Genomic DNA, 14454 nt, shown 5'->3' with positions numbered 1-14454 from the left:
CCGGGATCGGAGACCGGTGACGCGCGTCTCCCCCGGCGGGCATTCTATCATTGAAACTCTAATATATCCACGCGACGCTGAGATACCATGACGTGTCCGATCGAGACAGCGTACTATCTTGGATAGAGAATACAAACGCGGCGCGCCCCGCCGACGGACGGAACGGCCGGTGGACGGCCGCCGGATGTGCCACGACACCGCTTGACAAAGCGCGCGCTTCGTTGTGCTTTGTCGCGCCGGGCGGCCCGCCTTCCGACCCACCAACGACGACAGGAGCACTTCCCCATGCATCCCTATCGCACCCACACCTGCGGCGAACTGAGGCTGGACCATGCCGGCCAGCCGGCCCGGCTGTCGGGATGGATCAACCGCAAGCGCGATCATGGGAATCTGTTGTTCGTCGACCTGCGCGACCATTACGGGCTGACCCAGTGCGTCATCGACGTGTCGAGCCCGCTGTTCGCCAAGGTCGAGAAGGTGCGCCCGGAGTCGGTGGTCACCGTGACGGGGCGCGTGGTGAAGCGCTCCGAGGATACCATCAATCCCAACCTGCCGACCGGGCAGGTCGAACTGGCGGTCGACGACTTCCAGGTGGAATCGGCGGCCGAGCAGTTGCCGATGCAGGTCTATGGCGACACCGAATACCCCGACGACATCCGCCTGCGCTATCGCTTCCTGGATCTGCGCCGCGAGCGGCTGCACAACAACATCATCCTGCGCAACAGGATCATTTCCTCCATCCGCCGGCGCATGATCGACCAGGGCTTCATGGAGTTCCAGACGCCGATCCTGACCGCCAGCTCGCCCGAAGGCGCGCGCGACTTCCTGGTGCCCTCGCGCATCCATCCCGGAAAGTTCTATGCCCTGCCGCAGGCGCCCCAGCAGTTCAAGCAGCTGATCATGGTGTCGGGGTTCGATCGCTATTTCCAGATCGCGCCCTGCTTCCGCGACGAGGACGCGCGGGCCGACCGCACGCCGGGCGAGTTCTACCAGCTCGACTTCGAGATGGCCTACGTCACCCAGGAAGACGTCTTCGCCGCCATCGAGCCGGTGCTGGGCGGCATCTTCGAGGAATTCGCCAACGGCCGCACCGTGACGCCGCCGCCGTTCCCGCACATCACCTATGCCGACGCGCTGCTCAAGTACGGCGTCGACAAGCCGGACCTGCGCAACCCGCTGGTCATCGCCGACGTCACCCAGGAGTTCAAGGGCGGCGGCTTCGGCCTGTTCTCGCGCAACATCGAAACGGGTTCCATCGTGCGCGCCATTCCCGGCCCCGGCGCCGCCGCCAAGCCGCGCAGCTTCTTCGACAAGCTGAACGAATGGGCGCGCGAGGAAGGGCACGGCGGGCTTGGCTATGCCGTCTTCGCCGACGGCGGCGCCAAGGGGGCGATTGCCAACAACCTCGAAGCCGACCGTCTGGCCGCCGTGCGCCAGAAGGTGGGGGTGGGCGAGGGCGATGCCGTCTTCTTCGTCTGCGCCGAGAGGAAGGTGGCCGAGAAGTTCGCGGGTCAGGTGCGCGAGCGGATCTGCGACGAGTTGGGTCTGCGCGAGAAGGACACCTTCAAGTTCTGCTGGGTGGTCGACTTCCCGATGTACGAGCGCAACGAGGAGACGGGGCAGATCGAGTTCTCCCACAACCCGTTCTCGATGCCGCAGGGCGGGCTGGAGGCCTTGAACACCAAGGACCCGCTCGACATCCTGGCCTTCCAGTACGACATCGTGTGCAACGGCATCGAGCTTTCCAGCGGCGCCATCCGCAACCATCGCCCCGAGATCATGTACAAGGCCTTCGAGATCGCCGGCTATGGCCCCGAGGTGGTGGAAACCAAGTTCGGCGGCATGCTGCGCGCCTTCCAGTATGGCGCCCCGCCGCATGGCGGCTCGGCCCCCGGCATCGATCGCATCGTCATGCTGCTGGCCGACGAGGCGAACTTGCGCGAGGTCATCATGTTCCCGATGAACCAGCAGGCCCAGGACCTGCTGATGGGCGCCCCCTCCGAGGTGCGCCCCGAACAGCTGCGCGAGCTGCACATCAAGATCGAACTGCCGAAGGCCAAGGCGAAGACCCCGAAGGCGGCCTCGTAACTTTCTTAACCCTCTCCGCCCTTCGAGGGGGGAGAGGGTGGCGCGTCAGCGCCGGGTGAGGTGGGCTGGCCGCGGCGTTCCCCACCTCACCCCGCCCTCTCCCCCCCAAAAGGGGCGGAGAGGGGGAAACGCCGCGAGGCGTAGCTCCCCTCAGGCCATCAGGTCGGTGGGCGAGGCGATCTGGCGGAAGACCTGGACGATGCGGCGGGTGCGGGCCACCAGGTGGGGATTCCCGGCGTTGTGTTCTTCCTCGAATCGCAGCCGTTCCTCCCACATGCCCAGGAAGTCGCGCGGGCGGTCGGGGGCGGCGGGTTCGCCGGTGAGCGCCCCGATCGTCCTGTTGTAGTCGGGGTGGAGTTCCGCCTGGAACGCCAGCATGGCGTATTCCTCCCACGGCAGGACTCCCGCGACGTAAAGGTCCAGGCTGGTTTCCGCCATCTGCCGGGGCGAAAGGCGACGGATGTCGATGTCGCCGATCAGCCGGCGCAGCGAAAGATTGCCGTCGGGGGCCGTCGCCGGCGCGGGCTCCCCGCTCGGGGCCGGAGCGGCGCCCGCCCGCAAAGTCGGATCGGCCCGCAGGACCGGCGCCATACGCAGGGCCGGGCCGTCGGAGGCGATGGTCAGGTCGATCCTCATGTCCGCTGGTCCTGTTCGGGACCGGCCTTCCCGTCAGTTGTTGTTGGCCGGGATTCCGTCAGGCTGGCCCGACTTCGTCCGCTTGCGGCGGTACATCTCGTTGTCGGCGCGATCGAGCAGGGTGGGGGCGTCGTCGTCGCTGCCGTAGGTCTGGGTTCCGCAGCTGGCGCGCACCATGATCGTCCGCCCGTCGATATTGACGGCGGTGCTGTTCAGTTGGCTTTCCAGGATGCCGGCCCGCCTGAGCCCGTCTTCCCATGGGGCGCGGGTCAGGATGACGACGAATTCGTCGCCGCCGACGCGCCCGACACAATCGGTTTCGCGGACTCCCTCGCTGAGGATTCGCGCGACCTGCTTCAAGACCTTGTCGCCGACCGCGTGGCCGTAGGTGTCGTTGACGAATTTGAAGCCGTCGAGGTCGATGGATATCACCACACCCTGCTCGCCGTAACGCCGGGCCGCCGACAGGGTCCCCTGCAAGGCCCGCCGGACGCCGCGGCGGTTGAGCAGGCCGGTCAACGGGTCCGTCACGGCCAGGCGCTCCAGGGCGACGATGCGCCGTTCCAGCTCGCGCAGCTTGGTTTCGGTGTCGACGGCGGCGGCGACGGCAAGCTCGGCGACTTCGCGCCGCGCGGGGGAAGCGGCGGGGATTGGGTGGCTGTGCGACTTTTCCACAAGATCCGCCAGCAGGGCCACGGTTGCCACAAGGCTGCTGTCCCGCCGGGCGGGCGCCGACTGAATCCGGCTGATGGTCTTATGGAGGGTCACGATTTGGCCTTCACGGTTGGCTCCCGAGACAAAGGGCTCTGTCTCTGGGACTCGCCTCGCAACCTTCATGCCACCGGAGGGGTGGGCTCAAACCCCGGGTCTGCCTGGGTTGCCGGCCGAAGGGGCCGGCCGCGCTCGGCAGTTTTTGCCGGGGGGCCAATACGAAATTGCCGCGATGGGTTCGCCGTTACAGCCAGTGGACAGGGCGGACCGCGTGGACGTATGGTTCGCGCCATGATCGCTCGCGTTCACGCTTCCCCGTTCCTGACCATGCGCCAACGGCCGGCAAGGCTTGGCCTCGTCCTGGTCATGCTTGCCGGACTGGCCTGGCCCACCGCGGCCGCGGCCGCCGACTTCGTCGGCCATCGGGCCCTTTACCGCGTCTCGCTCAACTCGGCCGAGGCGAGATCCGGGGTCGCCTCGGTGCGCGGTGCCGTGCTGTACCGGTTCGCCGACGCCTGCGATGGCTGGACGGCGGAAAACCGGACCTTGCTGCGCCTGGGCTACGGCGAAGGAGAGGAAAGCGAGACCGAATGGAGCCACCTGAGCTGGGAATCCAAGGACGGCCTGCGCTTCCGCTTCCACGTCCGCGATATCCGTGACGGCGAACTGAGCGAGGAACTGGAAGGGCAGGCCTCCCTGACCGGCCCGCGCGGACCGGGCCTCGCCCATTTCGTCCTGCCCGAGGAGAGCGACCTGAAGTTGCCGCCGGGAACGCAGTTTCCAACCCGGCACCTGATGGCGCTGCTGGACGCGGCGAGGTCGGGCAGGCACCATGAAAGCGGCATCGTTTTCGATGGCTCCAGCCTGGACAATCCCTATTCGGTCGGCGCCGCCGTCCGCCCGGCCTCCGAAAGCGCCAGGCGCGGCCTGGCCCGGCGGGCCAAGCTGGCCGAATTGCCGGTGTGGTCCCTGCGGCTGGCCTTTTTTCCCGTCGCGGCGAGCGAGGCGACGCCGAAATTCGAGATCGGCATCACCCTGCGAGAGGACGGCATCGCCGATTCCATCGTCCAGGACTTCGGGGATTTCGTCCTGCTGCTGACCCTCCAGCACGTCGAACTGCTGCCGAAGCCGGACTGCTGAGCCAACCTTTCCTCCCTATTTCGGGGACGCCATACTTAATTCCCAGGACGTGCACCGGCAACGCCACGGGGGGAATTAAGTATGGTGTCCCCGAAATAAGCCCAGCCACCCTCTCCGCCCCCCGGGAGGAGGCGGAGAGGGTTGGCGTGCCGCTACTTCTTCTTCTCGTTCTCGAAGTATTCCTGGGTGATCCGGAAGATGACCGGGCTCAGCAGCAGCAGGGCCACGATGTTGGGCAGCGCCATCAGGCCGTTGAGCGCGTCCGAGATGTCCCACAGCAGGGCCAACTGGTCCTTGGCCAGGGCGCCGATGAAGATCATGGCGATCCAGGCGTAACGGTACGGCTTGATGATCCCGACGCCGAAGATGTACTCGGCGCAGCGCTCGCCGTAGTAGCTCCAGCCCAACAGCGTCGTGTAGGCGAAGATCAGCAGGCCGAAGACGACCACGATCTTGCCGAAGCCGGGCAGGCCGGTGTCGTAGGCCAGCGTCGAGAGCGTGGCGCTGGTTTCGCCGCTGTTCCACACGCCGGTCATGATGATGACCAGCGCGGTCATCGAGCAAATGACGATGGTGTCGATGAAGGTGCCCAGCATGCCGATGGTGCCCTGGCGGACCGGATTGTCGGTCTGCGCCGCGGCGTGGGCAATCGGCGCCGAACCGAGGCCGGCCTCGTTGGAGAAGATGCCGCGGGCGACGCCGAAGCGCACCGCCATCATGATGGTCGAGCCGGCGAAGCCGCCGGTCGCCGCGGTGCCGGTGAAGGCGTCGGTGAAGATGAGCGCGACGGCGGCAGGCAATTGATCGACGTGGAGGGCGATGATGACCAGCGAGCCGGCGATGTAGAGGATCGCCATCAGCGGCACCAGCTTGCCGGCGACCTCGCCCAAGCGCTTGATGCCGCCGATGACGACCAGGAAGGTGAGCACGGCCAGCACGACGGCGGTGGCCCACAGCGGGACGCCAAAGTGGTCGAACGCCGCCTGCGCCACCGAATTCGCCTGGATGGCGTTGCCGATGCCGAAGGCCGCGAAGGTGCCGAAGAAGGCGAACAGCATGCCCAGCCACTTCCAGTTCTCGCCGAGGCCGTTCTTGATGTAGTACATCGGGCCGCCGACGTGGTTGCCCAGTTCGTCGACCTCGCGGTATTTCACGGCCAGCACGGCTTCGCCGTACTTGCTGGCCATGCCGACCAGCGCGGTCATCCACATCCAGAAGATGGCGCCGGGCCCGCCCAGGTAGATGGCGGTGGCGACGCCGGCGATGTTGCCGGTGCCGACCGTGGCGGCCAAGGCGGTGGACAGCGCGTTGAAGGGCGTGATCTGGCCTTCGTGGCCTTCCTTGGCGACGCGGCCCTGCCACAGCATGCGAAAGCCGTAGCCGATGCGCCGGAGCGTCATGAAGCGCAGGCCGACGGTCAGGTAAAGGCCGGTCAGAAGAAGCAGTGGAATGAGAAGGTACGGCCCCCAGATGAAGCTGTCGACCATACCGACGAAACTCTGCAATGCGTCCATGGAACTCCCCCTTTGCAGCCGGTGCGCGATCGGCTTCCCCCAGTCCCAGTCGGCGGGCGCGATCGCACGGACCTCTATGAGAGGTTCAACCGCGATTGATAATCAAGCATTAATGCACGCAGGGGCGAATTTCCCCGCCTGAATGCGCGAAAAAAGGGCAATTGCCGCGATCGATGGCTTCATTCCGGGCGCAGCAGGGCCGCCGGCTGCGGTTTTTCGGGCGGCGGGGCGATGTTGCCCTGGGGGTCGGGCCAGGGGATGTCGGGCTGGCCGTTCCTGGCGAGCGCGAAGTAGTCGATGGTCATGCGAAAGACCACCGGGCTTAAGAGCAAAAGCGCAATCAGGTTGGGAAAGGCCATCAGGCCGTTGAGCCCGGTCGACACCAGCCACAGAAGGTCGAGCCGTTCTTTCGCCAGCACGCCGACGAAGATCATGGCGAGGAAGAGCGTCCGGTAGGGCAGCACCGCCCGCGGCCCCCACAGATAGCCGGCCAGCCGCTCGCCATAGAAGCTCCAGCCCAGCAGCGTCGTATAGGTGAACAGGATGAGCCCGAAGCCGATCACGGCCGGTCCCGCTCCCGGCAGCCCCGTCGCGAAGGCGCGGCCGGCCAGCGGGGCGCCGGTGACACCCACCTGCCACGCCCCGGTCATGACGATGACGAGCCCGGTCGTCGTGCAGACGATCAGCGTGTCGATGAACGGGCCCAGCATGCCGATGGCGGCCTGGCGCACCGGGTGGCGGGTTTGGGCGATGGCGTGGGCCATGGGGATGGTGCCCAATCCCGCCTCGTTCGAGAAAATGCCGCGCGCCACCCCGAAGTGCACGGCCGCCATCACGGTGGAGCCGGCGAAGCCGCCTGCCGCCGCGGTGCCGGTGAAGGCATCCGACAGGATCAGGCCGATGGCGCCGGGCAGCTTCTCGACGTTGAGCGCGATGACGGCAAGTCCGCCACCCACGAAGCCCACCACCATGACCGGAACCAGGATGCCGACGACGCGCGCGAGGCGCGCCGTGCCCCCCGCCATGACCAAGAGCGTGAGCGCCGCCAGCAGGCAGGCGGTGGCCCAGGCCGGCATCCCCAAATAGACCGCCGCCGCGTCGGCCAGCGTGCTCGCCTGCAACGCGTTGCCGCCGCCGAACGAGGACACCACGCCGAAGAAGGCGAAGAGGGCGGCCAGCCACCGCCAGCGGCGGCCGAGGCCGTTCTTGATGTAATACATCGGCCCGCCCACCCACTCGCCGCGGCCGTCGACCTCGCGGTACGTCACGGCGAGCGCGGTTTCGGCAAAGTTCATGGCCATGCCGACCCAGGCGGTGAGCCACATCCAGAAGACGGCGCCGGGGCCGCCCAGCGCGATGGCGGTGGCGACGCCGGCGATGTTGCCGGTGCCGATGGTGGCGGCCAAGGCGATGGAAAGCGCCGCAAAGGGGGTGGCCTGCCCTTGCGCTCCCGGCTCGGCCGCCCGGCCGCGCCACAGCGCTGCCAGCCCATAGACGATGCGCGAGAACGAACGGCCGCGCAGGCCGAGCGTCAGGTAGAGCCCGGTCCCCATGAGGAAGACCAGCGTGACCGGGCCCCAGATGAAGGCGTCCGCAGCGCCGAGGAATTCCTTGAGGTTTTCCACCTGAAGCCTCCCTGCCGGTCGGCGAACGGCCCGTCCAGTTCCCGAGTGCCTTCAGAAAGACGGACTTGCCGGGGACGCGCAACAAGAATCGGCGGCGCCGGCGCCGGGTATTTCGGGGACACCAGGTATTTCGGGGACGCCATATTTAATTCGAGGTCTCGGGGTATTTCGGGGACGGGGGTATTTCGGGGACGCCATACTTAATTCGAGGTCTCGGGATGCCATGGATGGACGTAGAATCGAATTAAGTATGGCGTCCCCGAAATACGAAGTATGGCGTCCCCGAAATACGAAATACGCTTACGGCCACAGCCAAGCGGCGCCGCGCACCCCGCTCGAGTCGCCGTGCCGGTTGCGCTTGAGCGCCGTGTCGACCCGGTCCGAGAAGACCCAGCGTTCCCACAGGCGGGGAACGGTCTCGTAAAGGCGGCCCAGGTTCGACAACCCGCCGCCCAGCACGATGACGTCGGGGTCGAGCACGTTGATGACGCCGGCCAGGGCGCGGGCCAGGCGGCGTTCGTAGCGCTCCAGTGCGGCGGCGGCGGCGCCGTCTCCCGCCGCCGCCCGCTCGACGATTTCGGTGGGCGCCAAGGCCTTCCCGGTGGCGCCCAGAAAGTCGCGGGCCAGTCCCGGCCCCGACAGGAAGGTCTCGATGCACCCCTTGAGCCCGCAGTAGCAGGCCGGGCCGGGCCGTTCGTCGTCCTCCGGCCAGGGCAGGGGGTTGTGGCCCCATTCCCCGGCGATGGCGTTGCGGCCCCTGAGCGGCCGGCCGTCGATCACGATGCCGCCGCCGACGCCGGTGCCCAGGATGACGCCGAACACCACGGCGGCGCCGGCGGCCGCGCCATCCGCCGCCTCGGAGACGGCAAAGCAGTTGGCGTCGTTTTCCAGGCGGATCGGCCGCCCCAACGCGGCCTGAAGATCGCGATCCAGCGGCTTGCCGATCAGCCAGGTCGAGTTGGCGTTCTTGACCAGTCCGCTGGCCGGCGAAACGATGCCGGGAATGCCTACGCCCACCGAGGCGGCGGCCCCCGCCTGCGTTTCCAGGTCGTCGACCAGCGCGGCGATGGCGGCCAGCGTGGCGGCATAGTCGCCGAGGGGCGTGGGAACGCGAAGGCGGGCCCGTTCGCGGCCGTCGCCGTCCAGCACGATCCCCTCGATCTTGGTGCCGCCCAGGTCGATGCCGATGCGCATGCTCGAAACTCCGCCCCTTGATCCCAAGACATTCGGGCAAGTGGGGGCGGCACGTCAACCGCGCGGCGGGATTTCAGGCGGGGGTGGGCCAGCCCTGGCGGCTATCGAGGACGGCGTGCAGCAGGGCCAGATGGGTGATCTCGACGAAGCCGTAGGCCGAGGCCGGCACGTAAAAGTTGACGTCGCCCAGGGCGCGCAGCGGGTTGTCCGGCGCGAAGCCGGACAGCGTCAGCACCTTGCAACCCTTTTGGCGGCCGGCCTTCGCCGCGTTGAGGATGTTGGCCGAACGGCCGGAACTGGAAATCGCGATCAAGAGGTCGCCGGGCCGTCCGTGCATGGCGACCGGATGGGCGAAGACCTGCTCGTAGCCGAGGTCGTTGCCCAGGCAGGTCAGCGACGAGGCGTCGTTGAAGGTGATGGCCCTGACCCCTCCCACCTTGCTGAAGTCGGTGGCCATGTGGCCGGCGATGCCGGCGCTGCCGCCGTTGCCGACGAAGATCACGGTGTTGCCGGCGGCATGGGCGCCCCGTGCCGTATCGTTGACCCAGGCGAGGGCCTCGGCCAGCGGCACCTGGCGGCCGTCCGCGGCCGTGGCCTGGGTGGCCGGCCCCATGGCGCCGAGGGTGGAGAAGTAGCGATCCAGGTATGTGGGCATCGGATGAAAGACCTTCCCATGGAGCGAATGGCGACGGCTCGAATATAGGCAAAGACCTATTAAGCCGGTGTTAAGCGTTTGCGGGCAGAGTCCGTGACGGCGGAAACGGGCGGTACGCACGCCCCCAAGGTTCTATCGGCAACCGTACCGGGGGACAACGACCGTGGGCTGGAAACAGACGTCGATCAGCGACCGCAGAAAATTCGACGAAAGGGACATCCTGACGGCCGGCCGGGAAACCGCCGGCGTGTCGGAGGGGCTGGGCATCAGCCACGAGGGTCTCAAGGTGGCCCTCAGGATCAAGGAGCACTATCGCGACAAGACCCCGATCTGCGTCCCCGGCGAGGACGACCGCATCCTGATTCCCGAACACCTGCTGAACCGCAGCCTGGATCTGCAGGATCTGGACGATCCCCTGGCGCTGGCCATGCTGGCGACCCGCGACCCCGAATCCTCGATGGCGATCGCGGCAGCGGCCCGATTCGGCCCCGTCGCCAACAAGACGCCGCTGGTTTCGGAACTGTTCGGGATCGTCGGCCAGACGTCGCGCCATCCGCTGGTGCGCCGGGCCGTCGAACTGGTGACGGAAAACGCCTTCGATCCGCACGCCATCGCCCACGTGCAACGCCATGCCTCGCGTTTCGTCCTGCGGACGCGGTCGCAATACACGGCGGCGCTGCGCCAGAACCTGTCGGCGCTGATCGAGGGCGTCATCGCGCCGCGCGAATTCGTCCACGAATTCTTCGAACTGACCGAAGCCGGCAACGTTCGCCACGACATCCGCAAGAAGTTGGTCCTGAGCCTGCTGGTGTCGCCGACGATCAGGCCCAGCATCAAGTTCCTGGTCCTGGAGAATTTTCACCGCTTGCCCCATCCGGTGCGCCTTGCCATCATTTCGGGCGTCCTGCAGGCCGAACCGACGCGCCATACGGACGTCATCAAGGAAGAACTGCACTGGATCGTCACCCACGAAAGGCCGGCGGCCGGCGTCCACTGATCGCCGGTGGCGACGGAGGCAGCCCATGCAAGGATTGGCCCTCGATCATCTGGTCCTGACGGTTGCCGACATCGAGCGAACCTGCCGCTTCTACGTCGACGGACTGGGGATGGAACGCCGCGCGTTCGCCAAGGAACGGGTGGCGCTGCATTTCGGCGGCCAGAAGATCAACCTTCATCCGGCATCGGCGCCCATCGCGCCCCACGCCCGCCGGCCGACCCCCGGCTCCGCCGATCTGTGCTTCCTGACGGCGACGCCCGTCGCCGACGTCGCGGCGGAACTGGCCGGCCGCGGCATCGACATCGTCGAAGGCCCGGTCGACCGCAGCGGAGCCCAGGGCCCCCTGCGTTCCATCTACTGTTACGATCCCGACGGCAACCTCATCGAAATCGCCAACCGGCGGTAACCCAAGGCCGGGTTATCCGGACGGAGCCCAACCCCTGGACTGCCGCCTTCGCGGGAGTGACGGGAGAGAGGGGGCTGGTCCCTTCCCCCTTCGTCATTCCCGCGAACGCGGGAATCCAGATAGGATAGGGCATGGACAAGCGGGGCTATGTCTATCTGCTCGCCAATCGCCGGAACGGCACCCTTTACATCGGCGTGACGTCCGACCTGACGCGCCGGGTCTGGCAACACTGTACCGAGGCCGTCGATGGCTTCTCGGCCCGCTACGGCACCAAGACGCTGGTGTACTTCGAGGTTTTCGACGACATTGAAACCGCCATCGCTCGCGAGAAGGCTCTCAAGAAGTGGCGGCGCAAATGGAAACTGGACCTGGTCGAAAAGAACAATCCCGACTGGCGCGACCTTTATCCCGACATCACCGGAGCCGAGCAGGAGTAAGGGGAAGTCAAGACGGCTTCCCCTTCGTCATTCCCGCGAACGCGGGAATCCAGGCGGAGCCGGGCCCTGGACTCCCGCCTTCGCGGGAGTGACGGGAAAGAGGGGGGGGGCGCGTCCCTTCCCCCTTCGTCATTCCCGCGCACGCGGGAATCCAGGGGAAGCCGGGCCCTGGACTGCCGTCTTCGCGGGAGTGATGGGAGAGAGGGGGCTTGTTTGGACTGGCGGCTAGAGGCTGGCGGCGATTTTGGCGCTTTCCTGGCGCGCCACGGCGCCGCCGCCGCAATAGAGGCCATAGAGCGTTTCGATGACCGAGCGCGCCTCGGGCCCGACCAGCGAATAGAAGATGGTCTGGGCCTCGCGGCGGGTCCTGACCAGGTTGTCGCGCCGCAACCGGGCCAGGTGCTGGGACAGGGCGGACTGGCTTAGGCCGATGATTTCCTCCAGCTCGCCGACCCGCTTCTCGCCGCTGGCCAACTGGCAGAGGATCATCAGCCGGTGCTGGTTGCTCATCGCTTTGAGCAACGTGCTCGCGCGCAGCGCATTCTGCTCCAGGGTCTCGAAATCCGTTTCCATGGCATATCCCCCGTCGATCGGGGTTCCGCTTGGGGCGGTGGCGTCGAGCGCCACCTTAGGAGGCGACCTTAACGAGCGGTCGGCATCCGATCAAGGAACGCTTTGTATGCGCAAAACTTAATATATCCGCTGGCCGACAGGCGGGCCAGACAAATTTTCTATCGCCGCGGCCGGCCGGAATCAATGACTTTGGCCCCGCGGCGGCGACCCCGGCGACCCTCGAGAAAGAATCCTGGTCACGGCGCCGGGTTTTGGTGACAATGGGCGACTCGCGAAAAAACGGAAAAAAATCGGTCCTCCCCACACACCATGACCACCCTGCTGTTTTCGCATCCGATTTGTCTCGAGCACAGCAATTTCCCGGGACATCCCGAACAGCCGGAACGGTTGCGGGTGATCGATGGGGGGCTGGAGAACCCGGCGTTCTTCCTGCTGGACCGCCGCGAGGCGCCGGAAGGCGACGTCAGGGACATCAAGCGGGTTCACGCGCCCTATTACGTCGAGTCGATCCTCGAGAGCGTGCCGAAGGAAGGCTACGTCGCCCTCGATCCGGATACCGGCCTCTGCCCGGCGTCGGGTCAGGCGGCGCTCCGGGCGGTGGGGGCCGCCTGCGCGGCGGTCGATGCGGTGGTCGCCGGCGAGGCCCGCAACGCCTTCTGCGCGATCCGGCCGCCCGGCCATCACGCCGAGGCGGCGCAGGCCATGGGTTTCTGCCTGTTCAACAACGCCGCCGTGGCGGCCAGGCATGGCCGCGCCGCGTGCGGCCTGGAACGCGTGGCGGTGGTCGATTTCGACGTCCACCACGGCAACGGAACGCAGTCGGCCTTCGAGGAGGACCCGACGCTGTTCTATGCCTCCAGCCATCAATGGCCGGCCTTTCCGGGAACGGGCATGGAGCACGAGACGGGGGTCGGCAACATCGTCAACGTGCCCCTGGCGCCGGGCTCGGGCAGCGACGAGTTCCGCCAGGGATACATCCAGCGCATCCTGCCCGAGCTCAGGAAATTCAGGCCGGACCTGCTCATCATCTCGGCCGGCTTCGACGCCCACGCCCGCGATCCGCTGGCCCAGTTGCGCCTGCAGACCGAGGATTTCGCCTGGGTGACCCGCGAACTGCTCACGGTGGCGGACGAGTGTTGCCGGGGCCGGGTGGTCTCGGTTCTCGAGGGGGGGTACGACCTGTCGGCGTTGACCGCCAGCGTCGCCGTCCACGTTCGCGAACTGATGGGCATCTGACGGCTGCCGCCGTGGCCGTTTTCCTTGCCCTGGATGACGGCCCCGCATAGACTGCCGGTCCCCGGAACGAGGATCGGCATGGTTGAAAAAGCCATTCCCGCGGACGTGGCGCGGATGAGTTTCGAAGAGGCGTTGGCCGAACTGGAAGGAATCGTGCGCCAGCTCGAGGCGGGAACGGGCAAACTGGACGATGCCATCAAGGCCTACGAGCGGGGCGCCGTCCTGAAGCGCCATTGCGAGTCGAAACTGCAAGAGGCCCAGGCGCGGGTCGAGAAGGTCGTGTTGGGGCCGGACGGCCCGGCGGGAACCGATCCCATGGATATCGATTGAGGCATTCTTTGACGGATTTCAAAGCGGAACTGACCGAAAACGCCCAGGCGATCGAAGAGGAACTGGACCATCTGCTGATGATGGACGACCGCCCGGAGTCCCGGCTGGTCGAGGCCATGCGCTATTCGACGCTGGGCGGCGGCAAGCGGGTGCGCCCGTTCCTGGTGATGGCCAGTTCCCAGTTGTTCAACGTCGCCCGAAGCTGCGCGCTCCGGGTCGCCTCGGCGGTCGAGATGGTGCACTGCTATTCGCTCATTCACGACGACCTGCCGGCCATGGACAACGACGACCTGCGCCGCGGCCGTCCGACCTGCCACGTCGAATACGACGAGGCGACGGCGATTCTGGCCGGGGACGCGCTGTTGACCCGGGCGTTCGAGGTGCTGGGACATCCGGCCACCCATTCCGATCCCCAGGTGCGCTGCGACCTGGTGACCGAACTGGCCCGGGCCATCGGCGTCGACGGCATGGTCGGCGGCCAGGTGCTGGACCTGATGGCCGAACACGCGGCGCTGACGATTCCCGAGATCACCCGGTTGCAGCGCCTCAAGACCGGCAAACTGATCGGCTTCTCGTGCGAGGCCGGGGCCATTCTCGGCAAGGCGCCCGAGGCGGCGCGCGCTGCGCTCCACGCCTACGCCCACGACCTGGGGCTGTCGTTTCAGATCGTCGACGACCTGCTGGACGTCGAAGGCGACGCCGCCGAGGTCGGCAAGAAGACGCATAAGGACGGTACCGCCGGCAAGGCGACGTTCGTTTCGCTGCTCGGCATCGAACGGGCCCGGTCCCAGGCCAATATGCTGGCCGAACAGGCGGTGCAGCACCTTGAATTGTTCAAAGAGAAGGCCGACCCTTTACGGGACCTCGCGCGCTTCGTGGTCAACCGGCGCGCCTGAACCGGGTTGGGCATTT

At 66.9% G+C, this 14454-nt stretch carries 15 protein-coding genes; 8 read left to right on the top strand and 7 right to left on the bottom strand.

What is annotated here, in order from left to right; genetic code table 11:
• Positions 1-285 precede the first annotated feature (285 nt).
• Positions 286-2088, top strand: a complete 1803-nt coding sequence (gene aspS / locus ODR01_RS09335) for an aspartate--tRNA ligase (protein WP_316977368.1) — start codon at positions 286-288, stop codon at positions 2086-2088.
• Between the two features lie 150 nt (positions 2089-2238).
• On the opposite strand, the gene ODR01_RS09330 is transcribed toward aspS, so the two are convergent.
• On the bottom strand, positions 2239-2724 hold the full coding sequence (locus ODR01_RS09330; RefSeq protein ID WP_316977367.1) for a hypothetical protein: 486 nt from the start codon (positions 2722-2724) through the stop codon (positions 2239-2241).
• Between the two features lie 33 nt (positions 2725-2757).
• The gene (locus tag ODR01_RS09325) at positions 2758-3492 is read right to left on the bottom strand and encodes a GGDEF domain-containing protein (protein WP_316977366.1); all 735 of its coding nucleotides are present in this window, start codon (positions 3490-3492) and stop codon (positions 2758-2760) included.
• Between the two features lie 234 nt (positions 3493-3726).
• Here ODR01_RS09325 and ODR01_RS09320 point away from each other — a divergent pair, with 234 nt between their 5' ends.
• On the top strand, positions 3727-4575 hold the full coding sequence (locus ODR01_RS09320; RefSeq protein WP_316977365.1) for an EipB family protein: 849 nt from the start codon (positions 3727-3729) through the stop codon (positions 4573-4575).
• A 152-nt stretch (positions 4576-4727) separates the two neighbouring features.
• Here ODR01_RS09320 and ODR01_RS09315 read toward each other — a convergent pair whose 3' ends face one another.
• The 4 genes from ODR01_RS09315 to ODR01_RS09300 form a co-directional block, all read right to left on the bottom strand.
• On the bottom strand, positions 4728-6089 hold the full coding sequence (locus tag ODR01_RS09315; RefSeq protein WP_316977364.1) for an alanine/glycine:cation symporter family protein: 1362 nt from the start codon (positions 6087-6089) through the stop codon (positions 4728-4730).
• Between the two features lie 179 nt (positions 6090-6268).
• On the bottom strand, positions 6269-7714 hold the full coding sequence (locus tag ODR01_RS09310) for an alanine/glycine:cation symporter family protein (RefSeq protein WP_316977363.1): 1446 nt from the start codon (positions 7712-7714) through the stop codon (positions 6269-6271).
• A gap of 300 nt (positions 7715-8014) precedes the next feature.
• Complete coding sequence (locus tag ODR01_RS09305) at positions 8015-8908, bottom strand: ROK family protein (protein WP_316977362.1); 894 nt, start codon at positions 8906-8908, stop codon at positions 8015-8017.
• A gap of 73 nt (positions 8909-8981) precedes the next feature.
• Entirely contained in the window at positions 8982-9563 is a 582-nt protein-coding gene (locus ODR01_RS09300; protein ID WP_316977361.1) for an SIS domain-containing protein, read from the bottom strand.
• A 163-nt stretch (positions 9564-9726) separates the two neighbouring features.
• On the opposite strand from ODR01_RS09300, the gene ODR01_RS09295 reads away from it, so the two are divergent.
• The 3 genes from ODR01_RS09295 (at position 9727) to ODR01_RS09285 (ending at position 11403) form a co-directional block, all read left to right on the top strand.
• Positions 9727-10560, top strand: coding sequence for a hypothetical protein (locus ODR01_RS09295; RefSeq protein ID WP_316977360.1), 834 nt, complete (start codon positions 9727-9729; stop codon positions 10558-10560).
• Positions 10561-10585: 25 nt separating this feature from the next.
• Complete coding sequence (locus tag ODR01_RS09290) at positions 10586-10966, top strand: VOC family protein (RefSeq protein WP_316977359.1); 381 nt, start codon at positions 10586-10588, stop codon at positions 10964-10966.
• Positions 10967-11097: 131 nt separating this feature from the next.
• On the top strand, positions 11098-11403 hold the full coding sequence (locus ODR01_RS09285) for a GIY-YIG nuclease family protein (protein ID WP_316977358.1): 306 nt from the start codon (positions 11098-11100) through the stop codon (positions 11401-11403).
• A 225-nt stretch (positions 11404-11628) separates the two neighbouring features.
• On the opposite strand, the gene ODR01_RS09280 is transcribed toward ODR01_RS09285, so the two are convergent.
• On the bottom strand, positions 11629-11976 hold the full coding sequence (locus ODR01_RS09280) for an ArsR/SmtB family transcription factor (protein ID WP_316977357.1): 348 nt from the start codon (positions 11974-11976) through the stop codon (positions 11629-11631).
• A gap of 309 nt (positions 11977-12285) precedes the next feature.
• Here ODR01_RS09280 and ODR01_RS09275 point away from each other — a divergent pair, with 309 nt between their 5' ends.
• The 3 genes from ODR01_RS09275 to ODR01_RS09265 all read left to right on the top strand — a co-directional run bounded on the left by ODR01_RS09275 (position 12286) and on the right by ODR01_RS09265 (position 14438).
• Positions 12286-13212 (top strand): histone deacetylase family protein, encoded by a 927-nt coding sequence (locus tag ODR01_RS09275; protein WP_316977356.1) that lies wholly within the window; start codon positions 12286-12288, stop codon positions 13210-13212.
• Between the two features lie 78 nt (positions 13213-13290).
• Positions 13291-13542 carry an exodeoxyribonuclease VII small subunit gene (locus ODR01_RS09270; RefSeq protein ID WP_316977355.1) on the top strand — a complete coding sequence of 84 codons (252 nt, stop codon included), beginning with the start codon at positions 13291-13293 and terminating at the stop codon, positions 13540-13542.
• 8 nt (positions 13543-13550) lie between these two features.
• Positions 13551-14438, top strand: a complete 888-nt coding sequence (locus ODR01_RS09265; RefSeq protein WP_394356815.1) for a polyprenyl synthetase family protein — start codon at positions 13551-13553, stop codon at positions 14436-14438.
• Positions 14439-14454: the final 16 nt, after the last annotated feature.

The sequence above is a fragment of the Shumkonia mesophila genome, assembly GCF_026163695.1.
Classification (GTDB): Bacteria; Pseudomonadota; Alphaproteobacteria; order Rhodospirillales; family Shumkoniaceae; genus Shumkonia; species Shumkonia mesophila.
Note: the sequence above shows the minus strand (reverse complement) of the source record. Positions and strands in the feature narration are given on the sequence as shown.

Coding starts and splice junctions, on each gene's coding strand:
- aspS (WP_316977368.1), top strand. CDS start 286: ATGCATCCCTATCGCACCCACACCTGCGGCGAACTGAGGCTGGACCAT.
- ODR01_RS09330 (WP_316977367.1), bottom strand. CDS start 2,724: ATGAGGATCGACCTGACCATCGCCTCCGACGGCCCGGCCCTGCGTATG.
- ODR01_RS09320 (WP_316977365.1), top strand. CDS start 3,727: ATGATCGCTCGCGTTCACGCTTCCCCGTTCCTGACCATGCGCCAACGG.
- ODR01_RS09315 (WP_316977364.1), bottom strand. CDS start 6,089: ATGGACGCATTGCAGAGTTTCGTCGGTATGGTCGACAGCTTCATCTGG.
- ODR01_RS09305 (WP_316977362.1), bottom strand. CDS start 8,908: ATGCGCATCGGCATCGACCTGGGCGGCACCAAGATCGAGGGGATCGTG.
- ODR01_RS09300 (WP_316977361.1), bottom strand. CDS start 9,563: ATGCCCACATACCTGGATCGCTACTTCTCCACCCTCGGCGCCATGGGG.
- ODR01_RS09290 (WP_316977359.1), top strand. CDS start 10,586: ATGCAAGGATTGGCCCTCGATCATCTGGTCCTGACGGTTGCCGACATC.
- ODR01_RS09285 (WP_316977358.1), top strand. CDS start 11,098: ATGGACAAGCGGGGCTATGTCTATCTGCTCGCCAATCGCCGGAACGGC.
- ODR01_RS09280 (WP_316977357.1), bottom strand. CDS start 11,976: ATGGAAACGGATTTCGAGACCCTGGAGCAGAATGCGCTGCGCGCGAGC.
- ODR01_RS09275 (WP_316977356.1), top strand. CDS start 12,286: ATGACCACCCTGCTGTTTTCGCATCCGATTTGTCTCGAGCACAGCAAT.
- ODR01_RS09270 (WP_316977355.1), top strand. CDS start 13,291: ATGGTTGAAAAAGCCATTCCCGCGGACGTGGCGCGGATGAGTTTCGAA.